At 41.4% G+C, this 21,658-nt stretch carries 22 protein-coding genes; 10 read left to right on the forward strand and 12 right to left on the reverse strand.

From position 1 onward, the window contains the following. Positions 1-14 precede the first annotated feature (14 nt). Genes LEP1GSC192_RS05625 through LEP1GSC192_RS05640 form a run of 4 tightly spaced genes read left to right on the forward strand, consistent with a single transcriptional unit; the run spans position 15 to position 3,922 of the window. Positions 15-869 (forward strand): hemin ABC transporter substrate-binding protein, encoded by an 855-nt coding sequence (locus LEP1GSC192_RS05625; protein ID WP_020768908.1) that lies wholly within the window; start codon positions 15-17, stop codon positions 867-869. Continuing rightward, positions 866-1,996 (forward strand): iron ABC transporter permease, encoded by a 1,131-nt coding sequence (locus tag LEP1GSC192_RS05630; protein ID WP_020768819.1) that lies wholly within the window; start codon positions 866-868, stop codon positions 1,994-1,996. The genes LEP1GSC192_RS05625 and LEP1GSC192_RS05630 overlap by 4 nt, the downstream gene beginning before the upstream one ends. After that, positions 1,993-2,850 carry an ATP-binding cassette domain-containing protein gene (locus tag LEP1GSC192_RS05635; protein WP_020768965.1) on the forward strand — a complete coding sequence of 286 codons (858 nt, stop codon included), beginning with the start codon at positions 1,993-1,995 and terminating at the stop codon, positions 2,848-2,850. Before LEP1GSC192_RS05630 ends, LEP1GSC192_RS05635 begins: the two co-directional genes overlap by 4 nt. Continuing rightward, positions 2,837-3,922: a hemin-degrading factor gene (locus LEP1GSC192_RS05640; RefSeq protein ID WP_020768881.1), complete on the forward strand. Its 1,086-nt coding sequence runs from the start codon at positions 2,837-2,839 to the stop codon at positions 3,920-3,922. The genes LEP1GSC192_RS05635 and LEP1GSC192_RS05640 overlap by 14 nt, the downstream gene beginning before the upstream one ends. A 56-nt stretch (positions 3,923-3,978) precedes the next feature. On the opposite strand, the gene LEP1GSC192_RS05645 is transcribed toward LEP1GSC192_RS05640, so the two are convergent. The 3 genes from LEP1GSC192_RS05645 to LEP1GSC192_RS05655 all read right to left on the reverse strand — a co-directional run bounded on the left by LEP1GSC192_RS05645 (position 3,979) and on the right by LEP1GSC192_RS05655 (position 6,418). Next, on the reverse strand, positions 3,979-4,407 hold the full coding sequence (locus LEP1GSC192_RS05645; RefSeq protein WP_020768845.1) for a DoxX family protein: 429 nt from the start codon (positions 4,405-4,407) through the stop codon (positions 3,979-3,981). A gap of 146 nt (positions 4,408-4,553) precedes the next feature. Continuing rightward, the gene (locus LEP1GSC192_RS05650; RefSeq protein ID WP_020768794.1) at positions 4,554-5,126 is read right to left on the reverse strand and encodes an MORN repeat protein; all 573 of its coding nucleotides are present in this window, start codon (positions 5,124-5,126) and stop codon (positions 4,554-4,556) included. Positions 5,127-5,182: 56 nt separating this feature from the next. Then, the gene (locus LEP1GSC192_RS05655; RefSeq protein WP_020768902.1) at positions 5,183-6,418 is read right to left on the reverse strand and encodes a metallophosphoesterase; all 1,236 of its coding nucleotides are present in this window, start codon (positions 6,416-6,418) and stop codon (positions 5,183-5,185) included. Positions 6,419-6,551: 133 nt separating this feature from the next. Between LEP1GSC192_RS05655 and LEP1GSC192_RS05660 the strand changes: the two genes are divergently transcribed. Then, the gene (locus tag LEP1GSC192_RS05660) at positions 6,552-8,315 is read left to right on the forward strand and encodes a GAF domain-containing SpoIIE family protein phosphatase (protein WP_020768790.1); all 1,764 of its coding nucleotides are present in this window, start codon (positions 6,552-6,554) and stop codon (positions 8,313-8,315) included. An 80-nt stretch (positions 8,316-8,395) separates the two neighbouring features. On the opposite strand, the gene LEP1GSC192_RS05665 is transcribed toward LEP1GSC192_RS05660, so the two are convergent. After that, positions 8,396-9,541, reverse strand: coding sequence for a M14 family metallopeptidase (locus LEP1GSC192_RS05665; RefSeq protein WP_036089127.1), 1,146 nt, complete (start codon positions 9,539-9,541; stop codon positions 8,396-8,398). A gap of 455 nt (positions 9,542-9,996) precedes the next feature. On the opposite strand from LEP1GSC192_RS05665, the gene LEP1GSC192_RS05670 reads away from it, so the two are divergent. Together LEP1GSC192_RS05670 and LEP1GSC192_RS05675 are read left to right on the forward strand one after the other, a co-directional pair. After that, a complete protein-coding gene (locus LEP1GSC192_RS05670; RefSeq protein ID WP_036089130.1) occupies positions 9,997-10,281 on the forward strand; it encodes a hypothetical protein in 285 nt (94 codons plus the stop codon). Between the two features lie 58 nt (positions 10,282-10,339). Continuing rightward, positions 10,340-11,041 carry a DsbA family protein gene (locus LEP1GSC192_RS05675; protein WP_036089132.1) on the forward strand — a complete coding sequence of 234 codons (702 nt, stop codon included), beginning with the start codon at positions 10,340-10,342 and terminating at the stop codon, positions 11,039-11,041. 42 nt (positions 11,042-11,083) lie between these two features. Here LEP1GSC192_RS05675 and LEP1GSC192_RS05680 read toward each other — a convergent pair whose 3' ends face one another. Beyond that, positions 11,084-12,106: a zinc-binding dehydrogenase gene (locus tag LEP1GSC192_RS05680; RefSeq protein ID WP_020768827.1), complete on the reverse strand. Its 1,023-nt coding sequence runs from the start codon at positions 12,104-12,106 to the stop codon at positions 11,084-11,086. Positions 12,107-12,197: 91 nt separating this feature from the next. Between LEP1GSC192_RS05680 and LEP1GSC192_RS05685 the strand changes: the two genes are divergently transcribed. Next, positions 12,198-12,803, forward strand: coding sequence for a TetR/AcrR family transcriptional regulator (locus tag LEP1GSC192_RS05685; protein WP_020768960.1), 606 nt, complete (start codon positions 12,198-12,200; stop codon positions 12,801-12,803). A 176-nt stretch (positions 12,804-12,979) separates the two neighbouring features. On the opposite strand, the gene epsC is transcribed toward LEP1GSC192_RS05685, so the two are convergent. The 4 genes from epsC to LEP1GSC192_RS05705 all read right to left on the reverse strand — a co-directional run bounded on the left by epsC (position 12,980) and on the right by LEP1GSC192_RS05705 (position 14,795). Beyond that, positions 12,980-13,522, reverse strand: a complete 543-nt coding sequence (gene epsC / locus LEP1GSC192_RS05690) for a serine O-acetyltransferase EpsC (protein WP_020768832.1) — start codon at positions 13,520-13,522, stop codon at positions 12,980-12,982. 9 nt (positions 13,523-13,531) lie between these two features. Continuing rightward, complete coding sequence (locus LEP1GSC192_RS05695; RefSeq protein WP_020768939.1) at positions 13,532-13,933, reverse strand: phage holin family protein; 402 nt, start codon at positions 13,931-13,933, stop codon at positions 13,532-13,534. A gap of 8 nt (positions 13,934-13,941) precedes the next feature. After that, positions 13,942-14,130: a hypothetical protein gene (locus LEP1GSC192_RS05700; protein ID WP_020768856.1), complete on the reverse strand. Its 189-nt coding sequence runs from the start codon at positions 14,128-14,130 to the stop codon at positions 13,942-13,944. A 62-nt stretch (positions 14,131-14,192) separates the two neighbouring features. After that, a complete protein-coding gene (locus tag LEP1GSC192_RS05705) occupies positions 14,193-14,795 on the reverse strand; it encodes a hypothetical protein (protein ID WP_020768945.1) in 603 nt (200 codons plus the stop codon). Positions 14,796-14,901: 106 nt separating this feature from the next. Between LEP1GSC192_RS05705 and LEP1GSC192_RS05710 the strand changes: the two genes are divergently transcribed. Both LEP1GSC192_RS05710 and leuA2 read left to right on the forward strand, forming a co-directional pair. Then, positions 14,902-15,513, forward strand: coding sequence for a lipopolysaccharide assembly protein LapB (locus LEP1GSC192_RS05710; protein WP_020768853.1), 612 nt, complete (start codon positions 14,902-14,904; stop codon positions 15,511-15,513). 566 nt (positions 15,514-16,079) lie between these two features. Then, positions 16,080-17,303: a 2-isopropylmalate synthase LeuA2 gene (leuA2, locus tag LEP1GSC192_RS05715; RefSeq protein ID WP_232420970.1), complete on the forward strand. Its 1,224-nt coding sequence runs from the start codon at positions 16,080-16,082 to the stop codon at positions 17,301-17,303. A gap of 21 nt (positions 17,304-17,324) precedes the next feature. Here leuA2 and LEP1GSC192_RS19780 read toward each other — a convergent pair whose 3' ends face one another. The 3 genes from LEP1GSC192_RS19780 to LEP1GSC192_RS19400 all read right to left on the reverse strand — a co-directional run. After that, on the reverse strand, positions 17,325-18,083 hold the full coding sequence (locus LEP1GSC192_RS19780; RefSeq protein ID WP_157186892.1) for a hypothetical protein: 759 nt from the start codon (positions 18,081-18,083) through the stop codon (positions 17,325-17,327). Between the two features lie 1,692 nt (positions 18,084-19,775). Next, positions 19,776-20,264 carry a hypothetical protein gene (locus LEP1GSC192_RS05725; protein WP_036089135.1) on the reverse strand — a complete coding sequence of 163 codons (489 nt, stop codon included), beginning with the start codon at positions 20,262-20,264 and terminating at the stop codon, positions 19,776-19,778. Next, positions 20,239-21,658, reverse strand: a 1,420-nt coding sequence (locus tag LEP1GSC192_RS19400; protein WP_157186893.1) for an RHS repeat domain-containing protein, incomplete at its 5' end; no start/stop codon positions are given. The genes LEP1GSC192_RS19400 and LEP1GSC192_RS05725, both read right to left, overlap by 26 nt.

Genomic DNA, 21,658 nt, shown 5'->3' on the forward strand with positions numbered 1-21,658 from the left:
GTGAGAGAACCGATATGAAAAAACTCATAACCTTGGCTTTGTTCCTCTGTTTACCTGCATCTATTTTCGCAGAGGCAAAGGATCTTAGGATCGTAACATTAAACGGAACAGTTTCCGAAATCGTTTTTGCATTAGGAAAAGGTAAATTAGTAGTGGGTAATGACACTTCTTCCCTTTATCCTCCGGAAGCTTTAGCGCTTCCTAAAGTAGGTTATCAAAGAGCTCTTTCAGCGGAAGGTATTCTTTCCTTAAAACCGAATCTGATCCTTGGACTAGAATACGCAGGTCCCCCTGAAGTGATCGAACAACTCAAATCAGCCGGCATAAAAGTGATCATTTATCCCGGATCACCCGGAGTGGAACCTGCATTGAATAATATTCTTGCGATCGGAAAAGACATCGGAGCGGAAAAAGAAGCTCAAAAGATCGTGCAAGATATCCGCAAAAAACATTCCAAAATTGCGGAGAAGGTTTCCAAATTAAAATCCAAACCGAAAGTACTATTCGTATATCATAGAGGAACTAGCCTCGCGCAAGTGTCCGGTACGGAAACACCCGCGGATGAAATGATCCGGCTCGGAGGAGGGATCAATGCGGTGAACGGGTTCAAAGGTTTTAAACCGATCACGCCGGAAGCCGTAATCGCGGCACAACCTGATATCATCCTAATTCCAAGCAGAGGTTTAGAAAGTCTTGGCGGGAAAGACGGAGTATTCTCCCTTCCCGGTGTGAAAGATACCCCTGCCGGAAAAAAAGCGAGAGTGGTTTCGATAGACGATCTAGTTCTTTTAGGTTTCGGACCTAGACTTGGTCAGGGTATCGAGGAATTATTCGAATCATTCCATTCTAAAACTTCTGAGAAAAAATGATCGTACCCTCTCCGGAAACATCCTCTCCTATAATAAAAAATTCAGGGGAAGAAAAGAAGAAAAAAAAAGGACGTAAGGTCCCGCCGATCCTCGTATTTATAACGTTAGCTGTCGGACTTTTCGGGATAGGAATACTTTCCCTTAAATTCGGATCGATACAACTTTCTATGGGAGAGATCCTGAAAGTATTGCTTCTAGGACAAGACTCCTTATCCGAATTGGAGGTCCCGCATTCCGTTCTCGTTTGGAATTTGAGAATGCCTAGGCTCTTATTATCTATGATAGTCGGAGCCTGCCTTGCTTCCGCTGGAGTTTGTATTCAAGGACTATTTCGAAATCCGTTAGTCGAACCGGGATTTATTGGAGTGAGCCCCGGAGCGGCATTAGCGGCTTCCACTTGGATCGTTTTTTCCGAAAAGATACTCACTTTTTTCCCCCCTGAATTAAAAGGAAAAGAAAGTTACCTTTTACAGTTGTTCGCCTTTTGCGGAGCGCTTGCCGTTTCTTTCTTCTTACATTTGGTCTCCAAAAGAGAAGGAGGCGGGTTCTCCTTAGTTTTAGTTTTGGCAGGGATCGCGGTGAATGCGACGGTTGTTTCCCTTTTAGGATTTTTATCCTATCTCGCAGACGACACACAACTTAGGAACCTTACTTTCTGGAGTTTGGGAAGTATGGCAGTCGCAAGTTGGCATAAAATTTATCTGTTAGGTTTTGTACTTCTCATCGTAACGTTTTTCTTTCCGGTACTCGCCAGAGGTTTGGACGCTTTGGCCTTAGGAGAAGCGGAAGCTTTTCACACGGGTTTTAAGGTAAGAAGGATCCGAAATCTTACCATCGTTCTCGCAAGTCTATTAGTCGGCGTAAGTATTTCGATCTGTGGAAATATCGCGTTCGTAGGTTTGATTGTTCCGCATATTTTAAGAACGGTTTTAGGACCGGGCCATAAAACGTTACTCCCTGCTTCATTATTCGGAGGAGCATTGCTGATGGCGATAGCGGACCTAGCGGCACGAACTGTTGCCTTTCCTTCCGAACTTCCGATCGGAATCATCGCAGCCGGTATAGGTGGTCCATTCTTCCTATTCTTAATCCTGCAAGCAAAACGTAGAGAAGGAGAATTCAGATGAGTCTCGTATTGTCGGACGTTTCCTTATCCAGAGGCGGAAGGTTCCTATTATCGGGGATTAACTTAAGTTTGTATCCGGGTGAACTTTTAATCGTGCTCGGTCCGAACGGGGCCGGAAAATCCACCTTATTAAAATTATTTTCCGGAGAAATATCGCCGGACAAAGGATTGGTGCTATTGGATGGGATCCCTTTGTCCGAGTACGATTCCGAAGACCTAGCGCTCCGCAGAAGTGTTCTTTCCCAAGAATCCGAGATCCAATTTCCGTTTATCGCGGATGAGATCGTTCGTATGGGAAGGTCCTGCTCCAAATTAAGAGTTCCTAAACCGTTAGAAGATCGGATCACTGAAGATGCTTTTCATGCGGTTCACCTTGGAGATAGAGAAAGATTCCAAACCTATAATAAACTTTCGGGCGGCGAAAAACAAAGGACCCAGATGGCCAGGGTCCTAGTCCAAGACAAGGAACCTACCCAAAGAGAAAGTTATGTTCTTTTGGACGAGCCGGGGGCATCTTTAGATCCGAACAGAATCCATTCTTTATTAGAAAAAGCGAAACAACTCAGTAAAGAAGGAAGAGGAGTACTCTGCATACTTCATGACCTGAACCTAGCTTTGAGATATGCGGATCGGATCGCAGTATTAAAAGAAGGTAAAATACTGGAGGACGGAGTTCCGGAGAATATACTGGACGAAAAATTTGTCTTAGAACATTTCCGCTTGCGAACTAAAAAGATACCTTTCCCGGAAGGAGGGCATTATCTCATACCCCTCGGTCCCGCAGAAACACACGCTACAAACAACCTGCCCTATTCAATAGATGCTAAAGGAGTAAAAGAAAATGTCCATCGCTGAATCGTTAGAAATCGAGAATATCATCAAAGATTGGAAACAGATCAAAGAAACACAACCTCGTCTTAGAATGAGAGAGATCGCTTCCCAACTCAAAACTTCGGAAGGCGGATTATTGGCCGCCTCCGAGATCTCCAAAGCGGAAGGATTTCCTCAAGTTACTTCCCTACAAACCAATTGGGGAGAATTATTCGCCAGATTCGGAGAATTGGGGCACGTAATGGTCCTGACTCGTAATGAGGCTTGTGTACATGAAAGAAAAGGAATATTCGAAAAAGTGAGTTCCGGTCCGGGACATATCTTAGTCGTTGGTCCGGATATCGACCTCAGGCTTTTTCCCGGGATTTGGAAATTCGGATTTTCCGTGGAAGAACCTAAACAAGATTCGGTTCAAAGATCCTTTCAGTTCTTCAACGAGAAGGGAGAAGCGATGTTCAAACTTTTCCTTACGGACAAATCGAACGTATCCGCTTGGGAAAAACTAAGATCGGAATTCCAAAACGGATCTCCCGACTTCTCCTCTTTATTCTCCTCAGAAACTAAAATTGAAACTTCCATTCTAGAGAACAAAGAACTTAAGGAAGAAACCAAAACCGAATTCCTGAACGATTGGGGAAAATTAGAAGATACCCATGAATTTTTCTCTCTATTAAAAAAACATGGTATTTCCAGGATCCAATCTATGGAAATTGCGAATGGTAAATTCACTAAACCCGTAGAGACAAAGGCCGTGTTACGAATGTTGGAAATGGCATCCTTGGACAGGACACCGATCATGGTTTTTGTAGGAAACCCCGGTTCCATCCAGATCCATACGGGAGAAGTCACAAATATTAAGGTTTTAGAATCTTGGTGGAATGTTCTGGATCCTGAATTCAACTTACATTTAAGATCCGATCTGATCTCTAAAGTGTATATAGTGGATAAACCTTCCAAAGACGGCGTAATCCATTCCATGGAAGTATACGACGCAAACGGTGAACTAATCGTTCAGTTTTTCGGGAAAAGGAAACCGGGACAACCGGAAAGAACGGACTGGGTCGGCCTATTAGACAAGGTGTCTGTACCCGCTTAAAAAGCAGGACCGTTAGCTCTTTTGGAATACGTCCAAAGAGCTAACGAAATTCTCCCTTAAACACTCTTATGCGTTTCTATATAGAAATCGGCCGAGATACGTCCGGAACCATACAAAGAAAAGTGTAAAAGTAAAAGTAGAATCATGGATGCATAAGGTAGATTTGATCCAGGGGATACAAAACCTTCTCTTGCATGAATGAACAAAACTGCCCCGACTAGAACAGGCAATTGTAAAATCGCAGAAAATCTAGTCAGAAGTCCGACCATCAACAGCACACCACCGCAAATGTGAGCAATCACAATATAATGAGCGAGCAATGTGGAAGCATAAGGAGCGTTATTCAGTTCCATGAGTCGGATAAGTGCATCCGTATCCGCAAGGAACGCCAACCCCTTATACACAAGAACCCCGCCTAAATACACGCGGACCATATCGATCCACCAATCCCGATGAGTCTCTAACCAATCATGCCATTTTTCCATACGGACCTCCGTCCTGCGATGGAACATTCTATCTTTCTTTTTTTGAAAATCAAGACCTCTTGTAAAAAAGAGATCCTATATAATCGAACAATCGTTTATTAATATATGTGTAAACTCATCCGAAAGGATTATCGTTTAAAAAAAGCCTATTTGCAGAATAACTTTCTATTTTCCAATCTGCATTTTTTCGTTTTGCCCGCTTTCGTATACTTACCGTTCCCATTACCTTCTTGCGTAAACGATCCGGTAAAAACGGAACCGTCCCGAAACACATAACGTCCTGAGCCTGATTTTTTATCTTCGGACCAATTACCTTCGTATCTATCTCCGTCAGAATACGCTAAGGTTCCCCAACCTTCTCGCATCTCCCCCACAAATCTACCCGAGTAAACGTCTTTGGTATCGTAAACATAGATACCTTCCCCGTTCCTACAATTTCCTTTTTTACATCCCGGAGAGCCGCTTGCAAAAGATCTAAGGCTGACTCCCGGACTCGGTTCCGGTTTCCTTTCGATCGGTTTGCCATCCGCATCTTCATCAAAATATTCTCTGGAAGAAAGATCAGATTCCTGATCCCTATCATCCGCTTTCTTTTTTGGTTTTAATCTTTCGATCTCCGGGTTGGATTTCGGTTTCGGTTTGGAACAATCGGAAAAGAAGAAGGAACTGGAAAATAGGAATACGGATAAGACGGTCGAACTGAAAATCTTTTTGATCATTCTGGATCCCGGATTCCCTACAGAGAGCCCGGGAAGTTCAGAATGTCAATAAAGTTCTAAGACTGTTTTTCCAAAACAAGCAGAGTGATCTCGGAAGGAGCTCCTATTCGCAACGGAGGTCCCCAATATCCAGTTCCCCTGCTCACGTAAAGTTGGGTATCTTCCCATTTGCTCAAACCCGCCACGAACTTTTGGAACAGATGAATAAACACATTTCCGGGAAAGTATTGGCCTCCATGAGTATGACCGGAAAGTTGTAGATCGTAACCCACCCTTGCCGCCTCAAAAATAGAATTCGGTTGGTGTGCAAGGAGCACCTTATAATGAGCCTCTTCCGTTCCGAGAGAAGCCTGCATAGGATCAGTCTTATGACCGGGGATGATCGTGTGAGCCTTATAGTCGGTCACACCTGCAACAGCTATCTTAGCACCGTTATGATCAATTAGTTTATTCTGATTTAATAATACGTGTATTCCAAGATCTTCCAGTTCCCGGATCCATGCGATCACTCCGGAATAATATTCATGGTTCCCTGTCACAAAGAATGTGCCATATTTGGATTCCAGGTCTTTCAACGGAGAAACATGATGTTTCAGCATATTTACCGTTCCATCCACCAGATCCCCGGTGATAGCAACCAGATCAGGTTCTAACGAATTTGTCCTAGAGACAACGCCTTCTAAAAAATTCCCTTTGATCGTAGGTCCGATATGGATATCCGAGAGTTGTGCGATCTTAAATCCATGCAAACCGTCAGGGAGATCCTTTACCTTGATCTTCACATGTTTAACCCTAGGTGTTTTTTTCGCCTGGTAAAATCCGAAAACGGTTAAACCGCCCGCGATCCCCAAAAGGGTAAACGAAGAGATTCTGGCTAAAAATTCCCCTCTTCCGAATTTTTCTCCCGCGAACAATACCTCGGTCCGAGTAGATGCGACGGAAATACTACCCGATTGCAGAAGATCCGAAAGATAAATAACACCTTTCCAAACCAAGTTTCCCAGGTCCCTAAAAACCACAAAAGATACAAGGATGGTCGCAAACCCCAAAGTAGTGAAAGCGGAATACGCCCAGAACTTCTGTAATCGGGTTTCCTTATAAAAGATACTTAAAAGATAAGCGCTAGGGGTGAGAAGGACCAGAAAAACCACTCCGATCCAGAGCAAAACCGTTTCAAAACTTTCGAGTTCGAAAGGTTCGATTAAACGACTGGTCGCATAAGAATAACCTATTAAAAGAATTACGGTAAAAACGCTGAGAAAAATCAATAACCTTTGCAAATCGAACTCCATCCATCGGACTAATATATCCGACCGAAAAAAGGAGTAAGAGTTCCTCTAAAAACCGCCTTTCTCACATTTTGTTCCTACAGAAAACGACAATCCGTTGACTTACTCGCCGATACGTGAGAGTCTTGCCCCATCTATGTCCACCATTGACTCGGAAGCCAGAAAATACAAAAGTCTACTGAACACGAGTACGATCCTAAACGCAAATTTAGACCTATACCAACTTCTACCATTGATCATGTTGTATTCCAAAGATCTGCTGGAAGCGGAAGCAAGCTCCCTTTTTCTTTTGGAGGAGAAAGACGGATTTTTATACTGTGAAGTTGCCTTGGGTGAAAAAGGTGAAATTATCCAAAAATATGCAAGACTGGAACCCGGACAGGGAATCGCAGGCTGGGTAGCCAAAGAAAAAAAGGCAATCGTCCTGGAAGATGCATATACGGACCCCAGATTCAATCCCGCCTTGGACCAAAAAACAGGATTTAGGACCAGATCACTTGCATGCGTCCCTCTATTCGTCCAGGATAAGGTGATCGGAACTCTGGAAATACTGAACAAATCCGACAACAGAAGTTTCGAAACTTCGGATATAGAGGTGCTCAATTCCCTTTCCGAGATGGCTGCAATCGCAATCAAAAATGCACAGGCTCATGAAACTCTGAAAAAGAGAGTATTGGAACTGCGATTACTTTACGAATTTGAAAAGTTAACCGTCGCGGAAAAGAGTATCAATGAATTAGGAAATTGGCTCTTAGACAAGGTGCTGGAATTTTTAGAAGCAAAAGCAGGTACCATTTACATAGCGGATCCAACGTTAGAAGTACTTCGTGTGCTGGCTGCCAGAGGAATCCCGGAAGAAGCGATCCACAATATACAGGTTCCATACGGAGAAGGGATTTCAGGGTGGGTTGCGAATGAAAAACAAAGTTTGCTGATCCAAAATCTGGATGAAGATCCAAGATACGATAAAAGTGCTAAATACAAATTCGAAGCGAATTCACTTATCTCCGCCCCGCTATTATTCAGAGGGGAACTACTAGGAGTCATTAGCGTAAACAATAAATATTCAGGATTTGCATTCACGCATGCGGATCTAGAAATGCTGGGTGCGATCGCAAATAGGCTAAGTGTCACCATTAAAAATGCAAACCTATTCCATAAAGTTCTGGATACCGACAGAGAATTAAAACGGGCCAGAGAAGTGATGCACAAGATACTTCCTTCCAGCCTTCCTTATATTGGAGGCCTGGAATTCGGAGTGCAACATATTCCGTACGATAATGTCGGCGGAGATTTTTATAATATTCTAAAATTAGACGAGAATCGTAGTGCGGTTCTGATCGCGGACGTTTCCGGTCACGGCCTTTCCGCTTCCGTCGTTGCCACAGTCATTCATACGATCGTAAGCACCTTCGACTCGGAGACATTAGGAAGCCCTTCCAAATTTTTCACGGCGCTTAACTATGCATTGTATAATAAATTAGCGGGGAATTTTCTCACCGCATTTTATGGAATCATCCATACAGGTACAAATACTTTATCCTATACTAATGCAGGCCATAATCCTCCTATCTTGTACAGAAAATCGGAAGGAAATTCCTTACATCTGGAAACCAAAGGAAAGTTAGTAGGAGTGATCCCGGACCTATTCTTTGAAGAATATGTAACTTCTTTCCAGCCACAAGACAGATTGGTATTATATACGGATGGACTTACTGAACATTCCAACTCGGAGAGAACAAGAAGATATAGCGAAGATTTGCTAACCTTGGCGGTCCGAAACCATTCTCAGGCCCATTCTGCGGAAGCTGCGGAAAGTTTGATTAAAGAGTGCAGGACCTATTGTCATAGATCCGATTTCGAAGACGATGTTACTCTTTTGATCGTGGATAGAGTTTGAGATCATATCTTTACTTCCGTATTCGATCAGTGCGAATGATACAGCCTATCAGTTTTTAAAACTCGGAACTCACTGCAGATTTATAATTTAGAAAACCTGGTAATCGCTTCCGGAACAATTCCGAAAACATGATCCATGGCGGCAAGTCTCCAGTCCTCCCGGCTCGGATAGAACATTTGTTTAAATTCTTCCCTCACCTTATCCGCTTCTAATTCCGACCTGGAACCGTGAAATCGGATACGATTCTCGCTGATCATCAAAAAACTCCCGCGGATAGCTCCCATCACATTCAAATTTCCGAATGTTCCCAGTTCCACTGTGATCGGGAAAAGATCCTTTTCTTTCGCAAAAATTTTACCGAAGAAGTCCGTAAAATCCCCGGAGGTCCGATAAAAATCCTCCTCTCCTTCGTTTAAAAGAAGACCGAAATCACCGAAAACTTTTTTGAGATTTTTGTCCGTTTTCGAACCGCTTTCGGCATTATGCATTAGACTAAGACCATTTTTAGCCCCATAACCCGTATGGAAGTCCAAGATCAAAATACGATCGTAAGGTTTTAATATTTTTTTAAAATATTTTCTTAAAACTCGAACCACAGGTTCGGGTTTTCTGCCTCCGTAATAGATCCCCTTTGGAAATTCATATTGCCCGTTTACTGCCGCATCCAAAACATATTTAGCGCCAAAGCGAATAACAACACCTAAAAATCGAATAATGAAAAACATATACTCAAATAAAAAAGATCCGAACTCGGAAGAAGGATTTAAAAAACTCCGGATCTTTCTATACTTTTTGTTTTTGAACTTCTTGTGTAGTTTCTCTCTTTTTAAAGCAAAGTTTCGGTTTAGATCCACATTCCTTTCGTTCACTCGCATAAAGTTCTTGAAACCGTGTGCATTGATACCATGTAAGATCAAAAAGTCGGAATTTTTAGGAAGTTTATAAGAACTTTTTTCATCTAGTAGGAACTCCTCTATCCATCGGCGTTGGAATGCGGATCCCGCAAATCCTTCTATGCCGTGAATGCCGGAACTCATGATGACCAGACGTTTTGCGGGTTTTTTCTTTTCTCCTAAATAATACACATCCAATTCTCCCCCGTCCTTCGGGATCTCCAGACATTCATAGTTGAAACGGGCAAACTTGGATCTTAACTGCTTTCTGTAGGATAAGAAGGCCTTTCTACAGGCTTCATAGGTTTCCAAATAGTACGATAATACGTCCACTGAATCACGAACATACTTAACGGCAGTTTCAGGTCGAAAAAAAAATCTTTCTTTTAGATTACGATTCGATGAATCTTAAACCTCTATTATTAAGTTTGATCGGATCTAACCCTACACTCCCGAACCCATAATTATAATCAGAAAGATAGACCGAAACACCGTATGATCGCCACAAAGGAGCAAGTTCCACCAGCGAACACCCCACATTCAAACAAGATTGATATTTCATTATAGTATTATAATATACTAATTATTCATAGGAAAAACTCTACGGATCCATTACTACCGAAATACATAAAATAAAAATAGGATTTAACCCTTAAGAACTACGAACCTAAATTTATTATTAATCGATCGTTATATTACATGATGTTTTTTTAAAATAAATTTTCAACTGTGATGAAATGTGAGATCACCTCGGGGTGTCTAACCTAGTACCTTAAGGAGGTATGAACATGGATACAGTGACCATCTTCGCATTAGCGCTTTTGGCTGTTCCTGTGTTTGCCCGGTTTGCCCGAGTATCCAAGGATGCGATGAATCGCTATCACCTAATCGGATTGGGAGGTCTTTTCCTAATTCTTGGTGAGGCTACGAAGATTACTGCGGCTAAAGTAACGCCTATAGCAGCAGTTCTTCCTATGATTGACATCGCAACTGCGATCCTAGCTTACGCGGGGGTACTTTTCGGGGTAGTATGGCTATCGCTCTACTACGTCAAACACCCGAACGAAATCTAAAAAGAATCCTCCTATTTGAAAAGGAATGGAAGGCGGGACATGTTCCCGCCTTTTTTAGTTGGAAAAGATAAAAGAAGAATTATCTCTGTTATCTGTGAGCCTAGAATTCAAACGCCCGGATACCAAACATTCCATCCTATACGTTGCCGATCCGATTTGCGCCTGGTGTTACGGTTTTTCCCCCGTTTTTGAAAAGATCAGGGAAAAATACTCCGACAAGATAGAATTCACATTAGTACTTGGCGGATTAAAATACGGACCGGAGGTGGAAAATTTTTCGGATGCAGAGGTTACTGAAAAACTAAAATACCTCTGGAAAGAGGTGGAACGAATCTCTAAAAGAAGTTTCCACTACGATATACTCCAAAATCGAAGTATAAAATACGATTCCGAGCCGGGCTCCAGAGCAGTCATCACAGCCCAAAGGATCAATCCTAGTATATCATTTGCTTTTTTAGATAAACTTCTAGAAAATTTTCATTCCAAAGGAAAGGATCCTGGCGATTTCGAAACATATTCGGAGATCGTGTCCGAACTTTCTTTGCCTTTAGATGAATTCAAGGAATTGTATGATAGAGAAGAAACACTTATGGAAACCAGAAACGATTTTAATTACGGATACATTTTAGGTGTAACCGGATTTCCTTGTTTGGTATTTTCGGACGGTTTGGATAGGGGGATCTTGGTAAAAGGGTATTCTTCCTTTCAAGAAGTGGACGGATTATTGGGGGATTATTTCAGATCGATAGGACAATATTAAAAAATAAGGACGAGTTTCCTCGTCCTTGAGTGCCAATGTACGTTATCTGACAACGATCAATTTAGTCTCCTCTTCGAGGAAAGCATCCGCAGCTTCCGACCAGGACGCTTTACGTGTAGTGACCTTTGAAGGATCGAAACCTTCTTCCTCTACCAATCTCAAAATTTCCGGGATCCATTCTCTGGATCTAACTCTGCCCAACCGAATAGTGGCACCATTATTATATAATTCTAAATAAGGGATGGGGATACTATTGGTCCAGAAAATGGAAGCGGATCCGAATTCCCCTTCTATTCCGAGAGATCTAAGACCACAATCCCAACCTTCCGCCGTTCCGTTTGCATCCGCAACGATATCGAATTTACCGAAACTTTTCGGAAAGGAAGTCACCTGTTCCACTTTCACTCCGTAAGATTCGGCGATCTCTAAACGTTTTTTATCCATGTCCACATATACAAGGTCCTCGGCACCCATATGTTTTGCAAGAGCCGCAGTATATAAGCCTATACTAGAAGCAAAACCTCCCAGCACTAACACGGATCTATTTTTGTTTTGTGTGAGATGAATGCCGACTAACTTCCATGCCTCGACGATATTATCGCTTATGCTTGCGATCGCCGCCGGATCGGTCTGATTCGAAAAAGGGATCAACATCTCTCTTGCATAAGGAACTAAAACGGAATCGGAGATCGCACCTCCGAATTCTTTCGCACCTTTCCCCATTCCATAAGCGCTTGTATGAGGAACAGTACTGCAACTTTTAGTCAGACCAGTTTCACAATTCGGACAATGACCGCAGGAAATCTGGAATGGAATCGCAACCCGAGTCCCTTTTGGAAAAAGAGAACCCAATTCGTCGCTTGTTTCTAGAATTTCCCCCACAAACTCATGGCCCAAAGGAAAGGGAGGACGAAATAATGTCTGCCCTCTTAAAATAGGAAGATCCAAATCGCATCTGGCGACCGCCAAGGGACGGACCAAGGCCTGGTTCGGCCCGGAAAGTTTAGGATCCGGGACTTCTTCCCATTCTACCCGATTTCTTTTAGAAAATAACAATTGTTGCATGGCTGTCCTCCAATAGACCAATCAGTCTATCTACGAATCGTCCTCATAAAAATAGGATAGACCAGTTAGTCTATCATTTTATTTTAGTCCGATGAGCAAACGAAAACCGGAACCGGTCTCTGGAGAAGGTCCTTTCGAAAGGATAGCATCCACCGCCGTCCGTTTGATGTATTCTCAAGGTTATGCGGGAACTTCCATCAATCAGGTAATCGACGAGTCGGAGTCGCATAAGGCAAGTTTTTATAGATATTTCCAAACTAAAGAAGACCTGGGAAAAGAATACCTAGAGCGACAAGGCAAGGATTTTCGAGAAGGCTGGGAACGTCTGATGGAGAGATCCGCAACTCCGGAAGAGTTTGTGCGCAGATGGATGGCTCTTTTAAAAAAACAAGTCAAGTCCGGAAAGTATTTCGGATGTCCTCTCGCTCGATTTATGGGAAGTTTAGATAAACCCGAACGGGACCTGGCGGAAAGAAGTTCTTCCGTATTAGGGTCTTGGATCTCCTGTTTAGAAAACTATTTTGAAAAAAATAAGAGGGCTTCTTTCCTTCCTCCAAACTTCGATTCCAGAAAGAAGGCGGAACTTTTTTTAAAACTATTTCAGGGAAATTCGCAGTTTTATGTGATGACCCATGATCCAAAATATTTTAACGAATTGGAAGAGGAAATGCTTTCCGCATTAAAGAAAGTATTATAGAAATCTAAACTATAAACTATCTCTGAAATGCCTTAGCGTAGCCTGGGGTGGACTCTCTGCCCTCCCCTTCGCTTGCACCTCCTGTGCAAACCTCCGGGTCGCTTCACCATCCTGGCTTCGCTCTCGGGCAGAGAGTCCACCCCAGGAGACTATTTTACAGGAGTTTTTGAGATAGTTTATAGTTTTGTCTTTTTAAGTGAGATCCTTACCTTCTTCCCTTTCAAGCGGACGATCTTTCCGGGAGCTCCAACTACAGTACAATCGTCCGGAATATCATGATCGATGACCACTGCTTCCGCACCTATCTTCACATTATTACCTACATGCACTGGACCTAAAATTGTTGCTCTAGCGCCGATGAGTACATTGTTTCCTACGGTAGGATGACGTTTACCTTGGTAATTCCCTGTTCCACCCAAGGTGACCCCGTGAAATAAGATACAATCGTCCCCTATTTCCGCAGTCCCGCCTATAACGATCCCCATCCCGTGATCTATAAATAATCCTTTTCCGATCTTTGCACCTGGATGTATCTCGATACCTGTCAGAAAACGATTGAGCTGAGAGATAAATCTGGCAAAAAACTTTAATTTTATTTTATATAAAGGATATGCAATATACTTATGCATAAGTATGGAATGTAATCCCGGATAGAGTATGAATTCCAATCCTCTAGCGGCCGGGTCGTTCTTAAAAATTGCTTGGATCTCTCGAATCATTCGGAAAATCTAATGGGATTTTTTGTTTCTACGTTCGTGTCCGGAATATTCTTCCCTGCTTTCCCTTTTGGCTACGTAGTTTGCCAAGGTAAGAATTGCTCCTCCCCAGAAGGCGGCCCAAAAACCAGGTACGAATATTTTATCGGGAAAGATATTTGCGACCCAGAATAGAACGATGGCATTGACCACAAGACCGGCAAGTCCCAAGGTAAAAAGATAGACCAGATATCCTACACCAAAAGTGACCAATACCAGGAACCATCTTAAAACAAAATTTAAAAATCCGAAGAATAGAACGATTACTATTACGTCCCAAACGTTATTGCTGACACGAAAGCTGGAATCGATCAGGGGGAAGACGAAAACTACTACCAAGGATTGGAGTAAAACGGAAAAAAGAAGTCTATACATCTATGTCCTTAAACTGTTGAATCGAGGAACTGTCCTAAATGAGGAGGTAATCCCCCCGGAGGCACGACTACCGTTTGCGGTTGCACGATCGCGTTGTCCGAAACGGAAGCTACTTCTCTGGGTTGGTCGCCTACCAATGCAGGAGCCGAAGAATCGGAATATAATATTTGTCGAGATCCGACAGCCATATAAGGCATATTCTTCTTCCTTTCTGTTATATTCTTCCTATTAGACGGATCCGGAAAGCAAAAATACGATTCTAACCTTCGACGACCAAGCCACAGTCCATTTCTTCGACCACGAAGCCGGTAAAGATCAATGGATACAGTAAATAAGTTCCGAGCCCTAGAACCCAGGCAAATCCCGTACGAGGAGTATCTCTCACTCCCGTACTTTGAAAGAACAACCGAACGGATCTAAACGGTTTTTTAGCGGGATCGGAGAGTCCTACAGATCGATCCGTAATACCCAAACCGCAATTATGAGTAAGTTTATTTCCTTCGATAGTGATAAACACTTCCTTTCTTTCGGATTTGCTCCATGAAACTCTTCTCGTGACAGTACCTTCTAATTCCAATTCTTTGGACCTAGCGCCTGTCCCGACTAAGATAGGAAATTGAGCGTATTCTCTGTCTAACTTTCTATCCTTACCTTCGGTACCAGTAGCAAAGGTTGCCATTAACGTTTTTACGTCGTATTCCAAATCATCTTCGAATTGGACTAAGACCGGCATTTCGGCTCTTTGTTCTCCGGAAGCCGGCAATTGTACTTCGGGATTTTTCTTTTCGGCTCCGGAACAGGATACGAGGAAAAAAAGAACGGAAACGAAAAGTATTAAAGAATATTTATCGAATGAATTCATAGAAAGCCCTGCACCTCTATGAAACCCCGTAAAGAATTTCTGTCCAGCGAAAAAGCCGGGTAAAAAGATAGTCGTATCCGAAAGGAAGAAAAGAAATGGAAAAAGAATGGATCCAAGACTGAAAACCGCATTGGATTATCTGAAAAAAGGAGACTCGAATTCCGCCAAATCCGTACTGATCGCATGGACGGACTCGGAGCCCAATAACCCTAACGCATTTTTTCATTTAGGAATGTGCCTTTCTCAATTGGGAGAGATGGTTCCGGCAGAATCCGCATTGCAGGAATGTATCCGTCTGGAACCTGCGCATGTCCAAGCCTGGGTAGGACTTGGAGTTTTATTTGCTCGAAAAAAGGATAAACCGAAAGCGGAGTTCCATCTTTCAAAGGCATTGGAATTGGACGATACGGATATTTTCGCTAGAAAAAATTTAGCCGCTGTTTATACCGGTGCTTCCAAGTTTGATCGTGCCTTAGATCTACTAAAAGGGTTACCTGAGTCTGAGTTATCCGATTCCCCCACTCTATATGCATTAGCGATTTGTTATGTAAGGACCAATCGATTCGAAGAGGCTAGGGAAACTTTCCGCAAATTAGAGATCGTAGGCATCCCAGACCAAGTCAAAAAAGAATATCTCCAACTCAAACAATTATTGGAAGAGAAACAATTCGAGCAAGGCGGCATCTGGAGTTTTCTCCAAAGAGAGGAAGATCTCTGACCGCGACAGCGATGCGCAGGAGAAGTCTCGAAGAGACCGAAGCGCTAGCGTAGCCCGAAGCAGCGCGTTCTGAGCAAAGCGAAGAGTCGCCCAAAACTTTTAAAAAAAGAATTTAGAACCTATCGCAAAAACTTTTACAAAACAGTCTCCTTGAGAGAGTTTTTTACCTGAGAGCGAGCCAGGACGGCAGAGCGACCCGGAGCTCTGCACAGGATGTGCAGGCGGAGGGGAAGGTAAAAAACTCTCTCAAGGATATTTTAAAGTATTCTTAAGATAGGTTCTAAATTCTTTTTTACTTGACTTCTTTTTCCGATTTAACGAGTCTAAAGGTAAGTATGGCGCAGAATTTCTTCCAAGCTAATTTGCTCGGTCTCCTCTTACTCCTTCTTTCGAGTTGAGAGGACGGAAATCTTGCGCGTGCAAAAACCCGCTCCTCTGAGCGGGTTTTTTTGTATCAGGGCCTTTCTCCCGGCAAAATCCCCGCCTTTGAGACCGGAAAAAAGAGAATGCCCATGGAACAAAAATCGAATACCGATATAGCGACCCAGTATCCTTCCATCCAAGAGATGATCAACCCCGGACAAGGATTGAAAACTCCTCCCGTCTCTCCATTCTTTATGGATGTTACGCTAAGAGACGGGAACCAAGCGTTACGAAAACCTTGGAATCTGGAAGAAAAAGAGATCATATTTAAGAGACTTCTAAAGTTAGGTGTACAAGGAATAGAGGTCGGCTTCGCTTCCGCAAGTAAACAAGACTTCGAAGCATGCTCTTATCTTTCTTCTTTGGCCCCGGAGAATGTTGCAATCTCCAGTCTTTCCAGAGCTGTGGAGAAGGAAATAGATCTTTCTTGGGAGGCGATCCGAAAGGCCCCTCGTCCCAGAATTCATATCGTGTATCCGATCAGCGATTTTACGATCCGCAACGTATTGGGAATTTCAGAAAAGGTTGTTAAAGAAAACATAATACGATCCGTTTCTTACGCACGTAAATTGGCCGGAAATTACGGAGAGGTACAATTCTCCGGAGAACATTTCGGGGATTCCTTGGAAAATATGGATTTTGCAGTCGAAGCGTTCCAGGCCGCCTTGGATGCAGGTGCAGATGTTGTAAATCTTCCGAATACAGTGGAAAGATATAGACCTTATTTATTTGTAGCAATGGTCCGTAAAGTCGCCGAATCCTTGCCCCAAGGAAGTAAAATTTCTGTCCACACACATAACGATCTAGGAATGGCAACAGCCACCACAGTGGAAAGTTTTTTTGCAGGCGCCGTACAATTGGAAACAGCGTTAAACGGTTTGGGAGAAAGAGCCGGGAATACGAATACGTATGAAGTAGCGATCGCCCTTCATAATTGTGGAGTCAAAGTAGACTTGGATCTTCAGACTATTTATGAGACTTCCAGGATTGTTTCCAGGATGTCAGGTGTTCCTATTCCGGAAAAAGCGCCTTTGATCGGAGAGGATGTGGTCGCTCATAGAAGCGGGATCCACCAAGACGGAGTTTCCAAAACAAAAGATATGAAAAAAGGAGCCTATCGAGCTTTCGACGCGAACCTGATCGGAAGACCGGAAGGAGACCGGATCGCTTTTACTAGTCAATCCGGAAAATCGGCAATTTATGAAATTTTAATGCAATCCGGGATCTCTGTCTCTAAAGAAGAAGCTTCTAAATTGCAGCCGATCTTAAAATCAATTTCGGAAAATTATGGTGGAGGAGAATTGTCGATTGAGGAGATCAAGAGTGAGTTGGGGAAATTGAGAAGTATTGCAGATGAGCGTTTCTGATCAGAGAACATTACGATATTCCTAATATTCTTTCTGCCTTCTTTCTTTTATATTGGCTAAAAAGAATCCGATTAGAAGAAAGAATATAAGAAAGGAATACCAATAGATTAAATTTTGACCGGTTCCTGCCACAAAGAAGGAATAGTAAATTGGTTTTAGGTTTAGATGAAACTGATCAATTACAAATCCGCACATAATGTAGACTTTCTTAAAATGGGTATAAAAATTTTCCGGGATTCTTAAGAATGTATAAACTTGCAGAAAAGATAAAATAAACAAAGAAGAAATTACTAAGAATACCGCTAATATAGCCCATTGATATCTTTTTCCAGTATCATCAGTAAGGTATATGAATATTCTATTCAAACCCATCGCCGCTAAGTAAGCCATTAGCGGATATACCACGATCCAATATCTTCCCACCGGACAAGATCCGAGCCAAAAATACGTATGAAATAAATTCGGAAGATGACCAAAGATTATTAGCAACGTAGTTAGTAAAAATTTAGGAATGCTCTCCTTGAACAACTGGCTGATCCCAATAAAGGCTAAAAATAAAAGAGGATTTAAGCCGAATAGTCCGCGATCTGCATCGAATAAATATGCTGAATATCTCCAAAATAAATCATTCGTTAGCAGGTCTTTGGGTCCATAGGGAGAAATAGATCCGAAAATATAAAGATTGTATAGAAAAAATAACGAAATCCCGGAGCAATATACTAGTGCTCCTGCGATAAGGCGATTTCTCTGGTGAATAACTGAATATAACCAGTATGCCATCAAGAGGGCCGATAACGTTAAGAATTTTATATGTAGAAATGGGAAAAGGATAAAGATAAAAGGTAAAATAAGATCAAGTTTAGAGATTCTTTTTTCACAAAGAAAATAATAGGAAACAAAAAGGAGGGCAGATGCCAAAACCTCAGGAAAAATCTGACCAGTATATGCGATAAACGGCATCCCAAAAACGATAAACGGTATTGCGATTAGTTCGATTTTTGACTTTATCTTAGGGAGAACGATATAAATTAGGAAGCCTGAAAGAAAAGAAGAACATAAAAGAATCATGACTTTCCCAACCAAAATAGGAACCGGCTTAATCTCTCCGCTTTGATTTAGGAAGGCTACAGAAATGTAAGCGCTTAAAAATGGATAATGAAGAGGATATTTTATTCCATTCTGAGTTACTGTATGTTGTCCAAAATTCCTGAAAAATAAGGATAGTTTATTTTCTTGATATTGATTATCTAATCGGATATCGAAATCTTCGATCAAAGATTCCCCTATTACCATGTAATGAGGCTCATCGCCAACATAGGGTATCGAAGAATTAAATTGTATGAGGAAATTAAAAGAATAGGAAATTAAGAAAAGCAGAACGTAAGACAAACCATATCCTTTAGAGACCATCTCATAATTTAAAGCCAATGCGATTAAGGAAATTATGAGTAAGAAGACCATTACCTTATAGTAAAGTTTAAATTCTGTAGTTTTCTTCTGAAAAAGATAGGGCTCTTGTCCTTTCTCTAAAGGATTTTTAAATTGGAAACTTAAGTTTGCAACACTCTTTTCCGAAAGAAAACGTATCTCAGTATACCCTCCCTTCGTTTTCCATTCGCCAAGCTTTGAGGCATTATCATATATATATAAAGTATTTTCAGACTTTGAAGGATTCCCTATCGAAAATTCGAAATTTTTATCGATTCCTTTTATAAAACATCCGGAGGAATTACGATCCTTTATAGTATACGTATCCCCATATTGATGAAGGTTAAAAGGAGGCAAATCACAAGTAGAATTTCCCTTACTTAAAAATACAGCAGGTATACAAATTGAAAATAGGAATACAGAGAATGAAATCCAGATCAATCCTGTACAAAAAGGAAAATAAGATTTAAATTTCATCAGATTATCCTATTCATTTCCAGCAGGGAACAAGTTAAAAGCAAAAATCGATAGTGTCGCAAAAGTTTCGTACAATTTAAATTTGAAGAAAGGTCCTCGGGATCTACCGCAATTCGCGGTGACATGTTCATGATTAGGCATTTACCTTTAAATACACCTTCCTGTTACTTGGATTTAGCTCCATATGCCAAGACTAAACTTAAGATTCACTTGACGATGGGCTTTGACAGAGGCATCTACTTCTAAAGATAAAAATTCTGATTCCGATGCTCGATCGGCTTTATAGAAGTGAGAGGAATTCCTATAAAGCTTTCTTCCGTCTTAGATCGCCTCTCCCAATGGTAGCAGAACGTTGTATATTTCCGTCCTTTTTTTTCTGCAATATTAAGGTTGATAAAGGCCGTTTTTTGAAAAAGCAGAAAACTCTTTCTCCCAATCTATTATCGATCTTTTCATTGGGGATAGTTTAGCAGATTCCACGGTTTCGAAAAAGGTTCAGTTCGTTAGGCGCTTACCAAAAAAATATAGAAGAGAAAATCTCAAAGTAATGGATTACATTCGATAATATCAGTATCCCGAATTTACAGAAAAGTTGAAACAAGTTTCATCCTTGAGATTTATCATTAAAGAAAAATACCTATCACCCCCGCCGAAAACCAAAGGAATACCCTTATTAAATCGAATCGGATCGTCATATTTTGTTGGTATAAAAAAATTAATATAAACGATCTTTGTTTCTTGAGCTTCCAATCCAGCATATTGTAATATGTAGTTATTTAGTTTTCTGTATATTAATGTATTACGTTTTTTTACGCATTCTTTTGCTAAAAATTTTGCTTTTTGGGCTTCCATGCGAGTCACAACTGTTTGAGTAAATTTCTTATTTCCAATGAACTCTTCGATTTTCAAATCAGTAATTGGTAATATGTAATCATTGGGGCCTAATGTGATATCTTGAAAAGATTGACACTTTGCATAACACGCCCAAAAAGAAAATAGTAATATGAGACTGAGCAATTTCACTTCAATCTTAATATGCCATTCGCGGCTTTTCATTTCTTTCCTTACGAACCATGTTCTCAGTAATCTCAGTCCCCTCAACATATTTTAGCCCCACAGTTCGCAATTCTTCTCTCTTCACCTCATCTTTAACTCGTCTAGTAATTTCGTCTATGCCGAAAAGTTTTAAGAACCATGTCTCTTCTTGATATTCATACACTTGTTCTTCAAGACTGAAGTTGAAAGCGTTGGCCTTTCCACCAAAAAAATGGCCAGAATGAATAAACTCATGGGCAATTTTTATTTCTGCAGTTGGGCTTCGCTTTCTTAACAGACCATCGTCATCTTTCTCTGCTATTGGGATGTCGTTGTCTGGATCGATATAAATGAGAGTATTTACTCCTTTTCCATTATACAAATTTGGATTATACTTAGTATAATCTATTTCATCGAGACGAACTTCATTCAATCCTTCATGATTTATAATTAATTTAGCTGTATGCTTAGTATCTGCAATCAGCCGTCTGACTAGTTCATATCCATTCTTTGTATTTTCCGCTATTCTTTTCCCAAGTTGCAAATTACCCTTCGAATCAATCCATACTTTCGCTCCTGCCAAGGAGCTTATATGTTTAAGCGCAGTATCTACTTCCTCTTTTTCCTTATTTGCAATTTGTAGGATATGCCCTGTAGGATCCTTATACTTAATCGGATTCCCCGCTACATAAGAGAATCTATTCCACCCTTGCGTACTACGCGCTCCATCGATCACACTATCCGCACTTGTAAACCTCGCGATCTGCGGATCATAATACCTTGCATTATAAAAATAGAAATTTGTCTCTCTATCCAACTCCTGTGAATTATACTTAGGAGTCAAATCCTGATTTCCTCTTTGAACAAGAGTTTCTCCATACGGCTCGTATTGCATACGGCTAAGAGTATGAGCGCCTTCATCTAAGACATGAGCAACAGAGTCTACTTGATCCGTTAGGAAATATGCAGTAGTCCCTTCTTCATTCAGCGCTGCGATACGGACTCCGTTCAGGTAAACGTTATTGATAGAACTTAAAATATTTGTGTCTTCGGAATATTCCAATCCGTAGAATTTACTTGGATATAAGATCTCTTGGGTTTTGAAAGAAGCTCCGCTTGGAACTAAAGCTTTCTTGCGGACCCTGAATCCACCTTCATCATACCAATAATTTCCGATCGTTGCGCTAAGAGCATCCTGGACCTGAGTAATTCTATTTTGAGAATCGATTGTGATGGTCTTAGTAAGATCTTTAAAGTTATCTCTCTGGTGGATCATATTTCCAGAAGCGTCATAGTTCATTACTAAACGATCGTTTCCACTTTGTGTGGAATCTATATGGGTGACTTGGTGGTTGGAATATTGGTAATTCCACTCGTCTATAAGGGTATTATCGTTAAAGTTATGATTACGCTTC

It is taken from the genome of Leptospira sp. B5-022 (genome assembly GCF_000347035.1).
GTDB lineage: Bacteria > Spirochaetota > Leptospiria > Leptospirales > Leptospiraceae > Leptospira_B > Leptospira_B cinconiae.